At 65.3% G+C, this 14,586-nt stretch carries 12 protein-coding genes; 8 read left to right on the top strand and 4 right to left on the bottom strand.

The window, feature by feature from the left end:
* Positions 1–18: 18 nt before the first annotated feature.
* The 3 genes from ACNFBT_RS16070 (at position 19) to cysB (ending at position 2,651) form a co-directional block, all read left to right on the top strand.
* Positions 19–930: a 5'-nucleotidase gene (locus ACNFBT_RS16070; RefSeq protein WP_416750946.1), complete on the top strand. Its 912-nt coding sequence runs from the start codon at positions 19–21 to the stop codon at positions 928–930.
* A gap of 94 nt (positions 931–1,024) precedes the next feature.
* Positions 1,025–1,510, top strand: a complete 486-nt coding sequence (locus ACNFBT_RS16075; RefSeq protein ID WP_416750948.1) for a universal stress protein — start codon at positions 1,025–1,027, stop codon at positions 1,508–1,510.
* A gap of 166 nt (positions 1,511–1,676) precedes the next feature.
* Entirely contained in the window at positions 1,677–2,651 is a 975-nt protein-coding gene (cysB, locus tag ACNFBT_RS16080; RefSeq protein WP_416750949.1) for an HTH-type transcriptional regulator CysB, read from the top strand.
* Between the two features lie 50 nt (positions 2,652–2,701).
* Here the strand turns inward: cysB and ACNFBT_RS16085 are convergent, their stop codons facing one another.
* The 3 genes from ACNFBT_RS16085 to ACNFBT_RS16095 all read right to left on the bottom strand — a co-directional run bounded on the left by ACNFBT_RS16085 (position 2,702) and on the right by ACNFBT_RS16095 (position 5,126).
* Entirely contained in the window at positions 2,702–3,886 is a 1,185-nt protein-coding gene (locus tag ACNFBT_RS16085) for an MFS transporter (protein WP_416750951.1), read from the bottom strand.
* A 75-nt stretch (positions 3,887–3,961) separates the two neighbouring features.
* The gene (locus ACNFBT_RS16090) at positions 3,962–4,306 is read right to left on the bottom strand and encodes a hypothetical protein (protein WP_416750953.1); all 345 of its coding nucleotides are present in this window, start codon (positions 4,304–4,306) and stop codon (positions 3,962–3,964) included.
* 85 nt (positions 4,307–4,391) lie between these two features.
* Complete coding sequence (locus tag ACNFBT_RS16095) at positions 4,392–5,126, bottom strand: phosphoadenylyl-sulfate reductase (protein WP_416750955.1); 735 nt, start codon at positions 5,124–5,126, stop codon at positions 4,392–4,394.
* A 188-nt stretch (positions 5,127–5,314) separates the two neighbouring features.
* On the opposite strand from ACNFBT_RS16095, the gene thrH reads away from it, so the two are divergent.
* The gene (gene thrH / locus ACNFBT_RS16100; RefSeq protein ID WP_152222567.1) at positions 5,315–5,932 is read left to right on the top strand and encodes a bifunctional phosphoserine phosphatase/homoserine phosphotransferase ThrH; all 618 of its coding nucleotides are present in this window, start codon (positions 5,315–5,317) and stop codon (positions 5,930–5,932) included.
* Between the two features lie 170 nt (positions 5,933–6,102).
* On the opposite strand, the gene pabB is transcribed toward thrH, so the two are convergent.
* Entirely contained in the window at positions 6,103–7,446 is a 1,344-nt protein-coding gene (gene pabB / locus ACNFBT_RS16105) for an aminodeoxychorismate synthase component I (protein WP_416750957.1), read from the bottom strand.
* 163 nt (positions 7,447–7,609) lie between these two features.
* On the opposite strand from pabB, the gene ACNFBT_RS16110 reads away from it, so the two are divergent.
* From ACNFBT_RS16110 to ACNFBT_RS16125, 4 genes are all read left to right on the top strand, one after another.
* Positions 7,610–10,318, top strand: a complete 2,709-nt coding sequence (locus tag ACNFBT_RS16110) for a LuxR C-terminal-related transcriptional regulator (RefSeq protein WP_416750959.1) — start codon at positions 7,610–7,612, stop codon at positions 10,316–10,318.
* Positions 10,319–13,042, top strand: a complete 2,724-nt coding sequence (locus ACNFBT_RS16115; RefSeq protein ID WP_416750961.1) for a LuxR C-terminal-related transcriptional regulator — start codon at positions 10,319–10,321, stop codon at positions 13,040–13,042. It abuts the gene before it with no gap.
* A 229-nt stretch (positions 13,043–13,271) separates the two neighbouring features.
* On the top strand, positions 13,272–13,730 hold the full coding sequence (locus ACNFBT_RS16120; protein WP_416750963.1) for a DUF6160 family protein: 459 nt from the start codon (positions 13,272–13,274) through the stop codon (positions 13,728–13,730).
* A gap of 74 nt (positions 13,731–13,804) precedes the next feature.
* Complete coding sequence (locus ACNFBT_RS16125) at positions 13,805–14,566, top strand: C39 family peptidase (RefSeq protein ID WP_207887181.1); 762 nt, start codon at positions 13,805–13,807, stop codon at positions 14,564–14,566.
* The last annotated feature ends 20 nt before the right edge of the window (positions 14,567–14,586 follow it).

Below are 14,586 nucleotides of genomic sequence, written 5' to 3' on the forward strand. Positions count from 1 at the left end.
ATACCCACGGAGAGCGACATGGCGAAGGGACTGGGTGACAAGCTGGTGGTGGCGATTTCCTCGCGGGCGCTGTTCGACCTGCGCGAGAGCCACCAGGTGTACGAGCGCGAGGGCGTCGAAGCCTATCGCCAGTACCAGATCGCCCGAGAGGACGAGGTACTGCCGCCCGGCGATGCCTTCGCCCTGGTGCAGAAGCTGCTGGCGCTCAATGGCGACTCGGACAGCGCGCCGGTGGAGGTCATCCTCGTATCGCGCAACAGCGCCGATACCGGCCTGCGCGTGTTCAACTCGATCCAGCACTACGGCCTGGGCATTTCCCGCGCCGCCTTCGTCGGTGGTCGCAGCCCCTATCCCTACCTGAAGGCATTCAACTGCCACCTGTTCCTCTCCACCCATATCGACGATGTGCGCAGCGCGCTGGAGGCCGGTTTCGCCGCCGCCACCATCCTTTCCGGCGGCACCCGGCGCGAGAGCAATGGCGAGCTGCGCTTCGCCTTCGATGGCGATGCGGTGCTGTTCTCCGACGCCTCCGAGCGCGTCTTCCAGCAGGGCGGGCTGGAGGCGTTCCAGACCCATGAGCGCGAGTCCGCCCGCGAGCCCCTCGGCGGTGGGCCGTTCAAGCCCTTCCTCGCGGCGCTCAACCGGGTGCAGCAGGCGTTCCCGCAGGAGTCCTGCCCGATTCGCACCGCGCTGGTCACCGCGCGTTCGGCGCCGGCGCACGAGCGGGTGATCCGCACGCTGCGCGAATGGGATATCCGCCTCGACGAGTCGTTGTTCCTCGGCGGCCTGGACAAGGCCGCGTTCCTCGAAGCCTTCGCCGCCGATGTGTTCTTCGACGACCAGGCGGGCCACTGCGAGAAGGCTCGCGAGGTGGTCGCCACCGGGCATGTGCCGCACGGTGTGAGCAATGAAAAGCAGGCCGCCGGATAGCCGCCAGGCCGCGACAGTCGGTCCCTGCGGAGCGCCGCGCGTTCTGCTGCTACGCTGCTGATAGGCCCGCCGCGCAGGCAGTCGAGGAGGCCGCATGATCCGATCGATTCTTTACGCCACTGACCTTGGCCTCTACGCGCCTTATGTCCTCCAGCATGCCCTTTCGCTGGCCCGCGCCTATGGGGTTCAGTTGTACGTGGTGCACGCCGTGGAGCCGCTCGGGCTGTTCGCCGAGTCGGTGCTGCAGACCTATCTGGACGAGAACACCCTCAATGAAATGCGCGCCAATGGCCTGAAAAACGTCATGGGCAGCATCGAGCAGCGCGTGATGGAAGGGTTCCGCGACGAGTTGGGGGAACTGCGTCAGGATGCCGAGTTGATCCACTCCGTGCGGGTCATCCAGGGGGACCCACCGATGGTGATTCTCGACGAGGCACGGCGCCTGGGGGTGGACCTGATAGTGGCCGGCAGCCACAGCCATGGGGAGGGGCTGAACACGCCGCTGGGGCGCACAGCGGCGCGTCTGGTGCAATTGGCGGAGGTGCCGGTATACCTGGTGCCGATGCTCCTGCACCGTTGAACGCAGTGTGACGGCGTGCCGAGCAAACCCTGAATTTCCGTAAGGCTTTAGACGAATGGCATGCAGGGCTAAAAAAAACGTCTAGTTTTATTCCTTAAACCATTAATATGGTTATAAAACATAAGCCCCTGATCGCGGGTCGCGACATTCTTTCCGAGGAAATTCCATGAAGCTCCAGCAATTGCGCTACATCTGGGAAGTCGCGCACCACGATCTGAACGTTTCGGCCACTGCCCAAAGCCTGTATACCTCCCAGCCCGGCATCAGCAAGCAGATCCGCCTGCTGGAAGACGAGCTGGGCGTCGAAGTCTTCGCCCGCAGCGGCAAGCACCTCACCCGCGTCACCCCGGCCGGCGAGCGCATCATCAACACCGCCGGCGAAATCCTGCGCAAGGTCGAGAGCATCAAGCAGATCGCCCAGGAGTTCTCCAACGAGAAGAAGGGCACCCTGTCCATCGCCACCACCCACACCCAGGCACGCTACGCGTTGCCGAGTGTGATCAGTGGCTTCATCAAGCAGTACCCGGACGTCTCCCTGCACATGCATCAGGGGACGCCGATGCAGATCGCCGAAATGGCCGCCGACGGCACCGTCGACTTCGCCATCGCCACCGAGGCGCTGGAACTGTTCGGCGACCTGATCATGATGCCGTGCTACCGCTGGAACCGTTGCGTGATCGTGCCCCAGGGCCACCCGCTGACCAAGGTGCCGAAGCTGACCCTGGAGCTGCTGGCCGAGCAACCCATCGTCACCTACGTGTTCGGTTTCACCGGTCGCTCCAAGCTGGACGAAGCCTTCAGCCAGCGCGGCCTGGTGCCGAAGGTGGTGTTCACCGCCGCCGACGCCGACGTGATCAAGACTTACGTGCGCCTGGGCCTGGGCGTGGGCATCGTCGCCCACATGGCGGTCGATCCGAAGCTCGACAGCGACCTGGTGATGCTCGACGCCAGCCACCTGTTCGAGTCCAGCGTGACCAAGATCGGTTTCCGCCGTGGCACCTTCCTGCGCGGCTTCATGTGCGACTTCATCGAGAAGTTTGCCCCGCACCTGACCCGCGACCTGCTCTCCAAGGCGGTGCAGTGCCACAACAAGACCGAGCTGGACGAGCTGTTCGAAGGGATCGAGTTGCCGGTTTACTGAGTACCGATCGCGCTAAAGAAAAAGCCCGGCATCTGCCGGGCTTTTTCGTTTCAGCGAATGCGCCAGCGCAACAGCAGCAGCGCGACGAAGGCCAGGCCCGCACCGGCGAGGAAGGTGGAGCTGGCGCCGAAGCTCTGCCAGAGCCAGCCGGCCAGCACGCTGGCCAGCAGCATGGCGATGCCGCTGGCGAGGTTGAACACGCCGAAGGCGGTGCCCTTGAGGTCGGCCGGGGTGGTGTCGGCGATCAGCGTCGCCAGCAGTCCCTGGGTGAAGCCCATGTGCAAACCCCAGACAGCCACGCCAAGCAGCATCAAGGGTGTGGAATCGGCCCAGGCCAGCAACAGGTCTGCCGCCACCAGCAGGAGCATGCCGATGGCCAGCAGGCCGGTGCGGTCGGTGCGGTCCGACCACCAGCCCACCGGGTAGGCCGAGAGCATGAACAGCAGCGACATCACTACCATGACCACTGGCGTCCAGGCCATCGGCAGGCCCAGGTTCTGCGCGCGCAGCACCAGGAAGGCCTCGCTGAAGCGGGCGAGGGTGAACACCGCACCGATCCCGACCACCCACCAGTAGCGCGCCGGGAAGCTGCGCAGCGCGTCGCGATGGATTGGTGAGCGGAAGCGATGCGGGCCGGCGGCATGCTCCGGCTCCTTGACGAAGAAGATGATCGCCAGCACCGCAAGGCCCGCCGGGATGCAGGCGAACCAGAACACCAGCGGCAGGTCGTTGCCCAGCCAGAGCATCAGGGCGATCGCCAGCAAGGGACCTGCGAAGGCGCCGACGGTATCCATCGACTGGCGCAGGCCGAAGCAGGCGCCACGGATCGTGGCTGGCGCCACATCGGCGATCAGCGCATCCCGTGGGGCACCGCGAATGCCTTTGCCGATGCGGTCGAGCAGGCGCGCAGTGAAGATGGCTTCGCCGGAGGTGGCCAACGGGAACAGCGGCTTGGACAGCGCGGCCAGGCCATAGCCGAACAGCACCAGGCCCTTGCGCCGGCCGAGGAAGTCGCTGATGGCGCCGGAGAACACCTTGACGATCAGCGCGCTGGCTTCGGCGATGCCTTCGATCAGGCCGACCGCGACCATGCTCAGCCCCAGGCTGCCGACCAGGAACAGCGGCAGCAGGCTGTGCAGCAGTTCGGAGGACAGGTCCATGAACAGGCTGACGAAACCCAGCGCCCAGACGGTGCTGGGGATGCGCGGGCGGGAGTGTTCCGAACCGTCGGGCATGGCCGACATCCTTGTGCGATACAGGGGGAGGCAGTATCGCCGAGGGGGAATCAAGAAAGCGTCAAGTCGGCCGCTTCAGAGACGGTCGAGATCGTCCCGGCTGGCCAGCTCCGCCAGTGCCTCGCGGGAGTCCAGCGGCAGCTCGCCGCGACCTTCCAGCACTTCGTGGAGGAAGCTCATGAACACGGTGTAGACGACCTCGCGGCAGTCATCGTGGCGGACGACGAAGAAGGGGGCGGTATCCACGCCGTACTGTGCGGCGACCATCCAGCCGGCGCTGGTGGGGTTGCGCTCGTCGGCGACCAGGGTGCGGTCGATGCGCTCCAGATAACCGCCTTTCTCCAGGCGCTCATGGACTTCGCGGCACTTGCGGCAGTCCTGGCCATCGGCCAGGACTTTCTTAACCAGGGTGATGCGCATGGGATCGGCTCCGCCGCAGGCGTGCAGGCGTCCGATCCTGGGCTGCGGGCTGACGTAGGAATTTCCGTCAGCCGAGGGTAAGGCCTCAGGCCTTGCTGATCAAATTGCCGGCGTGCAGGCCGCATTCCTTCTGCGTGGCTTCTTCCCACCACCAGCGGCCTTCGCGCTCGTGCTGGTTGGGCAGCACGGGGCGGGTGCAGGGCTCGCAGCCGATGCTGATGAAGCCGCGTTCGTGCAGGCTGTTGTAGGGGATTTCCAGCATGCGGATGTAGGCCCAGACTTCCTCGCTGCTCATGTTGGCCAGCGGGTTGAACTTGTACAGCGGCTTTTCCGGGGTGGAGAAGGCGCTGTCCAGTTCGACCACCGCGACCTGGCTGCGGGTGCCGGGGCTCTGGTCCTTGCGTTGGCCGGTGGCCCAGGCGGTGACGGTGGACAGCTTGCGCTTGAGCGGCTCGATCTTGCGGATGCCGCAGCACTCGCCGTGGCCGTCCTTGTAGAAGCTGAACAGGCCCTTTTCCTTGACGAAGGCTTCCAGCAGGCGCGGATCGGGCGACATCACCTCGATGGCGATGCCATAGTGCTCGCGTACCTGCTCGATGAAGCGGTAGGTCTCCGGATGCAGGCGCCCGGTATCCAGGCTGAAGACCTTCACGTTCTTGTTGAGCTTCCAGGCCATGTCCACCAGCACCACGTCCTCGGCGCCGCTGAAGGAGATCCACAGGTCGTCGCCGAAGTGCTCGAAGGCGAACTTCAGAACGTCCTGGGGGGATTTGCTGGCATAGCTCGCGGCGATTTCCGCGATGTCGAACGGATGGCTCATCAGGCGGTATTCCTAGTTTTAGTGGCGCAAGGCGCTCTTTGCCCGGATGGTAGCAAAGAGGCGGATATGCCCCTAAATAACCTTCAGGAAGGTGCACTGTGGTGTTTGGGTATAAGTGCCGCGTTGCGCCGCCCCGAGCGAGCCGCTAGAGTGCCGCCTCTCAAGTCAAACCTGCGGGGAAATCGTTCGTGGAAATCGCCTGTCTCGACCTGGAAGGAGTTCTGGTTCCGGAAATCTGGATCGCCTTCGCTGAAAAAACCGGTATCGAAGCGCTCAAGGCGACGACTCGTGATATTCCGGACTACGACGTGCTGATGAAGCAGCGTCTGCGCATCCTCGACGAGCACGGCCTGAAGCTGTCCGACATCCAGGAAGTGATCGCCACCCTGAAGCCGCTGGAAGGCGCGGTGGAGTTCGTCGACTGGCTGCGTGAGCGCTTCCAGGTGGTGATCCTCTCCGACACCTTCTATGAGTTCTCCCAGCCGCTGATGCGCCAGCTCGGCTTCCCGACCCTGCTGTGCCACAAGCTGATCACCGACGAGACCGACCGCGTAGTCGGCTACCAGCTGCGCCAGAAAGACCCGAAGCGCCAGTCGGTCATCGCCTTCAAGAGCCTGTACTACCGTGTAATCGCCGCCGGCGACTCCTACAACGACACCACCATGCTCAGCGAGGCCCACGCCGGCATCCTGTTCCATGCGCCGGACAACGTGATCCGCGAGTTCCCGCAGTTCCCGGCGGTGCACACCTATGAGGACCTGAAGAAGGAGTTCCTCAAGGCGTCGAACCGTCAGCTCAGCCTGTAAGACCGGCTGTGACGAAAAAGCCCCGCAATCGCGGGGCTTTTTCTTTTGTGGCGGCTTTTCGTAGGAACGAGGGGGACGCCCAGTTCTTGCTCGCGAACCGCCTAACACTGATGTGGCCGGGCAATCCGTTCGCGAGCAAGCTCGCTCCTACAGGACTCCTGTTACAGGGTTCATAGGTTTTCCAGCGTCCGCAGCAGCACGCCGACCTTGGTCAGCGACTCCTCGTACTCTTCCTGCCAGTCCGAGTCGGCGACGATGCCGCCGCCGCCCCAGCAGCTCACCTGGTCGTCCTTCACCAGCAGGGTGCGGATGGCGATGGAGCTGTCCATCTCGCCGCGTACGTCGAGGTAGAGCAGGCTGCCGCAGTAGATGCTGCGCCGGGTCGGTTCCAGTTCGTCGATGATCTGCATGGCGCGCACCTTCGGCGCGCCGGTGATGGAGCCGCCGGGGAAGCTGCCTTCGAGCAGGTCCAGGGCATCCTTGCCGGCCGCCAGCTCGCCCGTGACGCTGCTGACCAGATGGTGCACGTTGGGGTAGGTCTCCAGCGCGAACAGCTCCGGCACCCGCACGCTGCCGGGACGGCAACTGCGGCCCAGGTCGTTGCGCAGCAGGTCGACGATCATCAGGTTCTCGGCGCGGTCCTTCTCGCTGGCCAGCAGGGCTTCGGCGTTGGCCTGGTCCGCTTCCGGCGTGGCGCCGCGCGGACGGGTGCCCTTGATCGGGCGGGTTTCCACCTGCCGGCCGTGGAGCTGGATGAAGCGCTCGGGCGACAGGCTCAGTACCGCGCCTTCCGGCAGTTCCAGGTAGCCGGCGAAGGGCGTCGGGCAGGCTTCGCGCAGCGCCCGGTAGGCCAGCCACGGCGAGCCGCTGCAGGGGGCGCGGAAGCGCTGGGTGTAGTTCACCTGGTAGCAGTCGCCGTCGAGGATGTAGCGGTGCACCCGGTCCAGGGCGTCGCGGTATTGCTCGCGTGCGAGGTCCGGGTTGAATGGCGAGCCGAGGCGGAAGGGCGGCAGCATCTCGGCTTGCGCATCGCTCTCGAACAGCGCGATCAGCCGCTGGCGTTCGCCCGGCGCCAGGGCCGGGTGGAACACCAGCTGGCTGGTGCGTTCCTGATGGTCGGTGACCTGCGCCCAGGCGTAGAGGCCAAGGCGGGCATCGGGCAGGTCGAGGTCGTCGAGCGCCGGGGCGGCCAGGCGCTCGACGCGGCGGCCGAAGTCGTAGCTCAAATAGCCGATGATTCCGCCGACGAATGGCAACTTCCGCTCATCCGGCAGCCGGGCTTCGCCCAGGCTCTGCAACGCGCTTCTCACCCGGGCGAAAAAGCGCTTGGCCGATTCGTCGGCGATCGGTGCCAGTTCTGCCAATGGCCAGGCGCTCAGAAGGTCATAGCGTCCACGGGTGGCAAAAGGGCGGCCGGCGTCCAGCAGGACGGCGCCGGGTGCTCGATGGATCAGGGCGAAGCGGTCACCAGGGTCTTCCTGATAGGGAAGAGGGTGTATGAAACAGTGAGGCATGAGTGAAAGCGTGCAAGGCGAATGGGAGGTTTCAGATCGTCTGAATCGTCGATCCTAGAGCCATTTCTTCAGTTTACGTAGGAAACGCATTCTGTTAAGAATTGAATTATCCCGCGGGGATTATGCTCCGTACCACAACGATAATGACATAGGGATACAGGCCGTGGATGTAGTACTTGAGCCCGCAGCCGGCAGCCTTTCGCGCTCCAGATTAACACCCCCTCAGGTGCCTGCTGATTATTTGATTCGTCCCCGACTCCAGAATGCTCTGGATCGTCATCCATACGCCTCCGTGCTTTCGTTCACCGCACCGGTCGGTTTTGGCAAGACCACCGCCCTCGCGGCAATGGCCAGAGCGCGCGAAGTGAACGGCAATGCCGTCGCCTGGATTTCGCTCGAAGAACAGGACGACGACCCCGGCCGCTTCTGCCTGAAGCTCATCCAGGCGTTGTCCGGCGCCTTGCCCGGTATCGGCGAGGACGCACAGGGCTACCTGCAGAACACCATGCGCGTGCCGGTGGTGGCGGTCATGGAAAGCCTGCTGATCGACCTGTCGCGCCATGAGCACCAGGTGCTGCTGGTGCTGGACGATCTTCATGCGATCAGCCACGCCGACGTGTTCACCGGCCTCAACCGCCTGGTGCAGTACGCGCCACCCGGGCTCACCCTGGCCATCGGCAGCCGCTCACAGCCGCCGCTGAACCTCGCCACCTGGCGCGCCAAGGGCCTGTTGTTGGAAATCGGCCAGGACGAGCTGCGCCTGAGCGAAGACGAAACCCGCGAATACCTCGCCCGCGACGGCCTGCAACTGGACGATACCTGTCTGCAGAGTCTGCACAACCAGACCGAGGGTTGGGTGGCCGGCGTGCATCTGGTCAGCCTGTGGCTGCGCCAGCAGCCGGGAACGCCCGAGGACCTCAAACCGCTGAGCAGCGACAAGGCCGCTGTGGGCGACTATCTGCTGCGGGTGGTGTTCGAGCGCCTGCCAAGCGATATCCAGGACGCGCTGCTGGCGCTGAGCATCGCCAACCGGTTGAGCGGCGACCTGGCCAACACCCTGACCGGCCGCCAGGACGGCCAGGCCCTGCTGGAGCGCCTGGACAGCATGCAGCTGTTCCTCCTGCCGCTGGACCGCGACCGCCAGTGGTACCGCTTCCACCAGCTGTTCGCCGATTTCCTCCGTGCGCGCCTGCGCGAGCGAGACCCTGAACGCTTCAAGCAACTGCACTTCAACGCCAGCCTCTGGTTCACCAACCACCACATGCCGACCCTGGCCATCGAGCATGCCTGCCTGGCCGAGGACCCGGAGATGCTTGCCGCGCTGGTGGACGGCTGCGGCCTGGAGCTGATCAACCGTGGCCAGCTGTACCTGATCTCGCGCTGGCGCCGCCACGTGCCGAACGAAATCGCCGAGCGCTACCCGATCCTGGTGCTCAGCGATGTCTGGACCCGTGCCTCGGATCTCAGCCTGCCCGAAGCCAATCGCATGATCGATGAGCTGCTGGCGCGCTGGGGCGACCCCAAGGGCAGCGGCCCGATGGGCGACCAGTACCTCTCCGCATTGGCGGTCAAGGCCGTGCTGGCGCTGCAGAAGGACGACCTGGAGCAGTGCATCACCCTGGCCCGGAAGGTCGAGAGCCAGCTGGGGCGCAACTCCGCATTCCTCGAGGGCGCGGTGCTGCTGATCGCCGCCTTCGCCCAGGTGGTGCGCGGACAGGCCGATCAGGCCCGGCGGCTGATGGGACTGGCGCAGCAGCGCAATCACTTCCTCGATGGCCGCTACCTGCACATGCAGCTCTCCACCATCGAAGTGGTGCTGGCGCTGGAGCAGGGCCAGGTCAAACAGGCGCAGTTGCTCATCGAGCGTCTCCGCCAGCAGGCCATGCCGCTGTTCGACAAGCGCTCCCAGGCCCTGGCGCTGCCGACGATTGCCGAGGCGCTGACCGCTTATTACCGCACCGACATCGACGGCCTCGAAGAGCGCCTGCGCTGGGCGCTGGGGCGGGTCGACGTGGTCAACCCGATCGACCTCTACGCCCAGGGCATGCAATGCCTGGCGCGCGTCCAGCGCCTGCAGGGGCGCGGCAAGGAGGCGTTGAGCACCCTCGGGCTGATGCAGACCCTGGCCTCGCGCAATCACTCCTGGCGTTTCTTCGCCATGGCGGTGGGCGAGGAAATCAACCTGATCCTGCAGGAGCCGGCCACCGACCGCTGCAAGCGCGCCGAGCAGCGCCTGAAGGCCATCGACTGGCAGAAGCTCGCCAGCCATTACAAGCAGATGCCGTTCAACCCGGTGCTCTGGGTGCTGGGCATCAGCCGCGTGCGCCTGTTGCAGGCGCGCGGGCATTTCAGTGAGGCGCTGCACGAGATCACCCAGCTGCGCGGTATGCTGCAGCCGGGGTGGCACGGCCTGCAGCGTCTGCGCCTGGACCTGCTGGCGGCGCTGAGCTACCAGCGCCTGGGTTACCAGGAGCGTTCCCACAGCCTCCTCGGGCAATGCCTGGTCGGCGCCGAGCGGGAAGGGGTACGGAGCATTTTCATCGAAGAAGGTGAGGGGATTCGCCAGCTGTTGCAGCAGCTCGAATCCACTGAGCGACAACCGGCCCTGCAGGCGTTCATTCGCGGTCTGCTGACCGTCTGGCCGGGGCAGGAAGCACGCAGGTCGCCCGAAGCGCTCGAGGAAGGTCTGACCGACCGCGAGCGCGAGGTGGTGTGCCTGGCCGCGCAGGGGCTCTCCAACGAGGAGATCGGCCGACAGCTGTCGCTGGCGCTCGGTACCGTCAAATGGCACCTGCACAACATCTACGAGAAGCTCAAGGTACGCAATCGTACCCAGGCGATCCGCCGTGCCCGCGAGCTGAGTCTGCTCTGAATGACGACCCTGACCTCCCTGCCGCAGCCGCCGATGCCGCTGCTGCGTACCAAACTGTTCCCGCCGCGCACCGACAGCACCGCGCTGCTGCCGCGCCGGGCGCTGATCGATCGCCTGTTCGCCGCCCGCCAGCAGCGGGTCCTGGTGCTCAGCGCGCCGGCGGGATTCGGCAAGAGCACCGTGCTCAGCCTGTTCCGCCAGCGTCTGCAGCAGAGCGGGGCGCGGGTGGCCTGGCTGTCCTGCGACGAGGGTGACAGCGAGCCGCAACGCCTGGTGCAGTACCTGGTGGCGAGCATCAGCAGCGTCGAGGAAGGCTTCGGCGTCAACACCTCGAACCTGTTGCAGTCGGACATGACCCTGCCGCTGGAGGGTGTCATCGATGCCTTCCTGTCCGACCTCAGTCGGCTCGACGGCCCGCTGTACCTGATCCTCGACGACTTCCACCAGATTCGCCATCCGGCCCTGGCCCATGGCGCGCGCTACCTGATCGAGCACCTGCCGGAGAGCGTGCGGCTGGTCACCAGCACCCGTTATCGCCCGCGCTTCCTGGTCGATGAGCCGGCGCTCGCGCCGCTGACCTTCTGCCTGAGCGGCGACGACCTGCGCCTGACCCGCGAAGAGACCGACACCTACCTCATCGAGCTCAAGGGACTGTCGCTCAGCGACGCCGAGCTCAAGCTGCTGCACAAACGCACCGAGGGCTGGATTACCGCGCTGCACCTGGCGGCGCTGGCGCTGGTGCGACATCCGGATCGCGCGGCGTTCCTCAAGGGCTTGTCCGGCTCCGAGCGCGACCTCGCCGACTACCTGGCCGAGGACGTGCTGCGCAGCCTGCCCGAATCGCTGCAGCAGTTCCTCGACCAGACCTCGGTGCTGGACGAGTTCTGCGCCGAGCTGTGCAACGCGCTGACCGGCCGCCGCGACGGCCTGGACATGCTGATGCGGTTGCAGAACGAGCAGCTTTTCATCATCCCGCTGGACGACCAGCGCGAATGGTTCCGCTACCACCACCTGTTCGCCGAGTTCCTCCAGGGCCGGCTGGCCCGGCACGCGGATCCGACGCCGCTGCTGCACGCCGCCGCGCGCTGGTGCGAGAGCCATGACATGGCCGACCGCGCGATCAAGTACGCGCTGCGCGCCCGCGATTACGGTTTTGCCGCCGACCTGCTGGAGCGCCAGGGCGCCAAGCTGATCGCCGGCAACCGCGTCTACGGCATCCTCGGCATGCTCGGCAGCATTCCCGCCGAGGTGATCCGCGAGCATCCGGTGTTCCAGATTTTCTATGCCTGGCAGCTGGCCTTCGAGCAGAAGTTCGCCGAGGCCGAGGCGCTGATCGAGGAGCTCAGCGTCCGGTTGCTGCAAGGGCAGGGCAAGGCGCGCAACTTCGGCCTGGCCGAGTTGCTGGCGGTGGCCCAGGTGCTCAAAGCGCTGGTGCTGCTCTACCAGGACAAGCTGGAGGGCTGCCTGAAGGTGGCCCGCCAGTGGCTGGCGCTGGTGCCGGGCAATCAGCCGGTGTTTCGCGCCAGCCTGTCGTGCATCCAGGCGGCGGCGTATGCGCTGCTGGGGGATTATGCCGAGGCGGCGAGCGCCATCGGGGTCGCACGGGAATGCCTGCGGATGGCCGACAGCGAGTACCTGCAGGTCGTGGCGAGCATGATCGAGGCGCTGATCTGCAAGGAGCGCGGCGAGCTGGAGCGCGGCCGCACCATCGCCGAGAGCGCGCGCGGCCGGGTGGAGCGGGTGTTCGGCCGCCGCAGCCGGGTCGGCGGCCCGCTGTCGCTGGCCTATGCCGACATTCTCTACGAGCAGGACCGGCATGCCGCGATCCTCGCCGAGCTGCCCTTGGCGACCACCTGGCGCGATGTCGCCACGCCCGTGGAACTGCTCAGCCGTGGCCAATTGGTGATGGCCAAGGCGCGATTCTTCGCCGGCGAGTCCGAACAGGGGTTGGCCCAGCTCGACGAATGGCTGGTCGGCCTGCAGTCGCCGGGTTATGAGCGGGTCTACGCGCTGGCCATGAGCTGCAAGGTGCAGCTGCTGCTGTGGATGCGCCGGCCGAACGAGGCGGAGCGAGTGTGCCTGCAACTGGCGCGGCATCTCTCCGGACTCTCCGCCGAGCGCTACGCCGACGCCCAGTCCGCGCTGGTGATGGCCGAGGCGCGCCTGGCGCTGTCCGAGCGCCATGCCGAGCGCGCGCAGCAGCGCCTGGAAGCCTGTCTGGCGGGCTTCACCTCGCCCTACCAGCGCGACCGGCGGTTGCGCTTGTCGTTGTTACTTTCTGTGGCGTTTTGGCAGAAAGGTAACAGCGAAAAAGCCTTTGCCTTGTTCGCGCCGACGCTGGAAGAGGCGTGGAATCTGGGCTACCGCCGGCTGTTCCAGGACGACGCCCTGTGGCTGCTGCCGTTGTGGGAAGCCTGGAAAACGGCCGAACCCAAGCGTGCCGCTGCCTGGCAAGGGGTGGCGGAAATGCTTCGCGAACAGTGCCGGCGGCTCTCCGTCGACCCTGAAAGTTTCGATGAAAATCAGGATGTTAGTCACCGCGAGCGGGAGATCCTGCGGCTCGTGGCGGCAGGCTTGTCGAACCGGGACATCGCCCAGGCGGTGCATCTGTCGGAGGCCACCATCAAGTGGCATCTGCACAACCTGTTCGCAAAGCTCGGTGTGCGCAGCCGGACCCAGGCGGTGCTCAAGGGCAAGAGCCTGGGCTTGCTCAGCGAAGCCTGAGTCAGGCGGTGGGTTTTGCGCCATCCCTTGGATGGGCTGGCAGGTGGGGGGCGGGTCAGTAGCTTGGAGATCAGGACGCGAAGCATGGTGCTTCACGAATCCATGCCCACGGCGCCTAGGGAAGTAGCTGTGGGTCTGGAGGGCCGGCGTAGCCGGCCGACCTGCAGCGGGGCAGGACGCCCCTTGCAGTGCCTGGGGCAACCCACCTGAACACTGGAGAGAAATAACAATGAAAAAAATCAAGCAACTGGTTCTTGCAAGCGCAGTTCTGGCTACTCCGTTCCTGGCACATGCCGACATGCAATCCATGGATGACGCTGCTCTGTCCGGTGTGACCGGCCAGGACGGCATCAGCATCGCCGGTACCTTCAATGCACAGATCGGTGCGGTCACCTACACCGACGCCGATACCAAGGGCGGTTCCCTGGTGCTCGAAGGCATCCACCTGCCGAGCGTCACCATCAGCGACGACTCCCCGATGACCGTCGACGTCGTTACCAACGACGTCAAACCGCTGTCCGGCGGCGCCGCTGTTGCGACCCAGCAGCTGCAACTGGGCCTGCCGAGCATCACCGGCAACGTCACCGTCGACGCCGTCAAGGTCGGCTCCGGCGGCGCCAGCATCGGCTCGCTGACCGTTTCCAACCTGAACCTCGCCGGTTCCCAGGTTCGCATCTGGGGTCACTGATCGACCGCGTGTAGTTCCAGACGGGTCTTGCCGGCGTCCAGCCGGCAAGGCTTTTCCCGATCGAGGAGGAGTGGATGTTCGAGATATTGCTGGGAAGCCTGCTGGGGCTGTTCGGTTTTACCCAGGCCGTGGATACCAAGCCACAACAGCAGGGCACAGTGAACATCTCGCAGCCGCTCACACCCAATGGTCCGTTCCGCGAGTCGGTACAGCTTGAACCGATGAGCCAGGTGCAGTTTCGCAACGTCATCCACCAGGCCTATGACTACAGCTGCGGCTCGGCGGCGCTGACCACGCTGCTGGACTACTACCTGGGGCGCAACCTGGAAGAGCGTCAGGTCATGGAGGGCCTGATCAAGTACGGCGAGGCCGACAAGATCGTCCAGCGCCGTGGATTCTCGCTTCTGGACATGAAGCGCTATGCCGCCGCACTCGGCTACAAGAGTGGCGGCTTCCGTGCCGAGTTCTCCGACCTGGACTCGCTCGAACACCCGGCGCTGGTGCCGATCCACTATGCCGGCTTCAAGCATTTCGTCGTGGTCCGCGATGTCTACAACGACCACGTCTTCGTTGCCGATCCTGCCTTGGGCAACATCAGTTTCACCCGCGCCCGTTTCGAGGACATCTGGGACCAGAACGTCCTGTTCGTCATCTACCCCAGTGGCCAGGAGCCCAGGAATGCCCTGGCGCTGCAGGACACCGACCTGCGCCTGGTGGATGACCGCACCGTCAGCCTGCTGGCGTTCCGGGAGTTCCCGGAGATGAGCAAGCTCACCCAGAACCAGATCGGCGAAGCCGCAACGAAGGGGGATGTCCAATACATCCGGCGCAAGTGATTGCCCGATCGGCCCGTACG

This window comes from Pseudomonas sp. NY15181, assembly GCF_048068055.1.
Taxonomy (GTDB): Bacteria; Pseudomonadota; Gammaproteobacteria; order Pseudomonadales; family Pseudomonadaceae; genus Pseudomonas.

Bases quoted from the DNA above. Each gene is read 5' to 3' on its own strand.
- ACNFBT_RS16070 (WP_416750946.1), top strand. From the start codon at position 19: ATGGCGAAGGGACTGGGTGACAAGCTGGTGGTGGCGATTTCCTCGCGG.
- ACNFBT_RS16095 (WP_416750955.1), bottom strand. From the start codon at position 5,126: ATGAGCCATCCGTTCGACATCGCGGAAATCGCCGCGAGCTATGCCAGC.
- ACNFBT_RS16115 (WP_416750961.1), top strand. From the start codon at position 10,319: ATGACGACCCTGACCTCCCTGCCGCAGCCGCCGATGCCGCTGCTGCGT.
- ACNFBT_RS16090 (WP_416750953.1), bottom strand. From the start codon at position 4,306: ATGCGCATCACCCTGGTTAAGAAAGTCCTGGCCGATGGCCAGGACTGC.
- ACNFBT_RS16075 (WP_416750948.1), top strand. From the start codon at position 1,025: ATGATCCGATCGATTCTTTACGCCACTGACCTTGGCCTCTACGCGCCT.
- pabB (WP_416750957.1), bottom strand. From the start codon at position 7,446: ATGCCTCACTGTTTCATACACCCTCTTCCCTATCAGGAAGACCCTGGT.
- cysB (WP_416750949.1), top strand. From the start codon at position 1,677: ATGAAGCTCCAGCAATTGCGCTACATCTGGGAAGTCGCGCACCACGAT.
- ACNFBT_RS16120 (WP_416750963.1), top strand. From the start codon at position 13,272: ATGAAAAAAATCAAGCAACTGGTTCTTGCAAGCGCAGTTCTGGCTACT.
- ACNFBT_RS16085 (WP_416750951.1), bottom strand. From the start codon at position 3,886: ATGCCCGACGGTTCGGAACACTCCCGCCCGCGCATCCCCAGCACCGTC.
- ACNFBT_RS16125 (WP_207887181.1), top strand. From the start codon at position 13,805: ATGTTCGAGATATTGCTGGGAAGCCTGCTGGGGCTGTTCGGTTTTACC.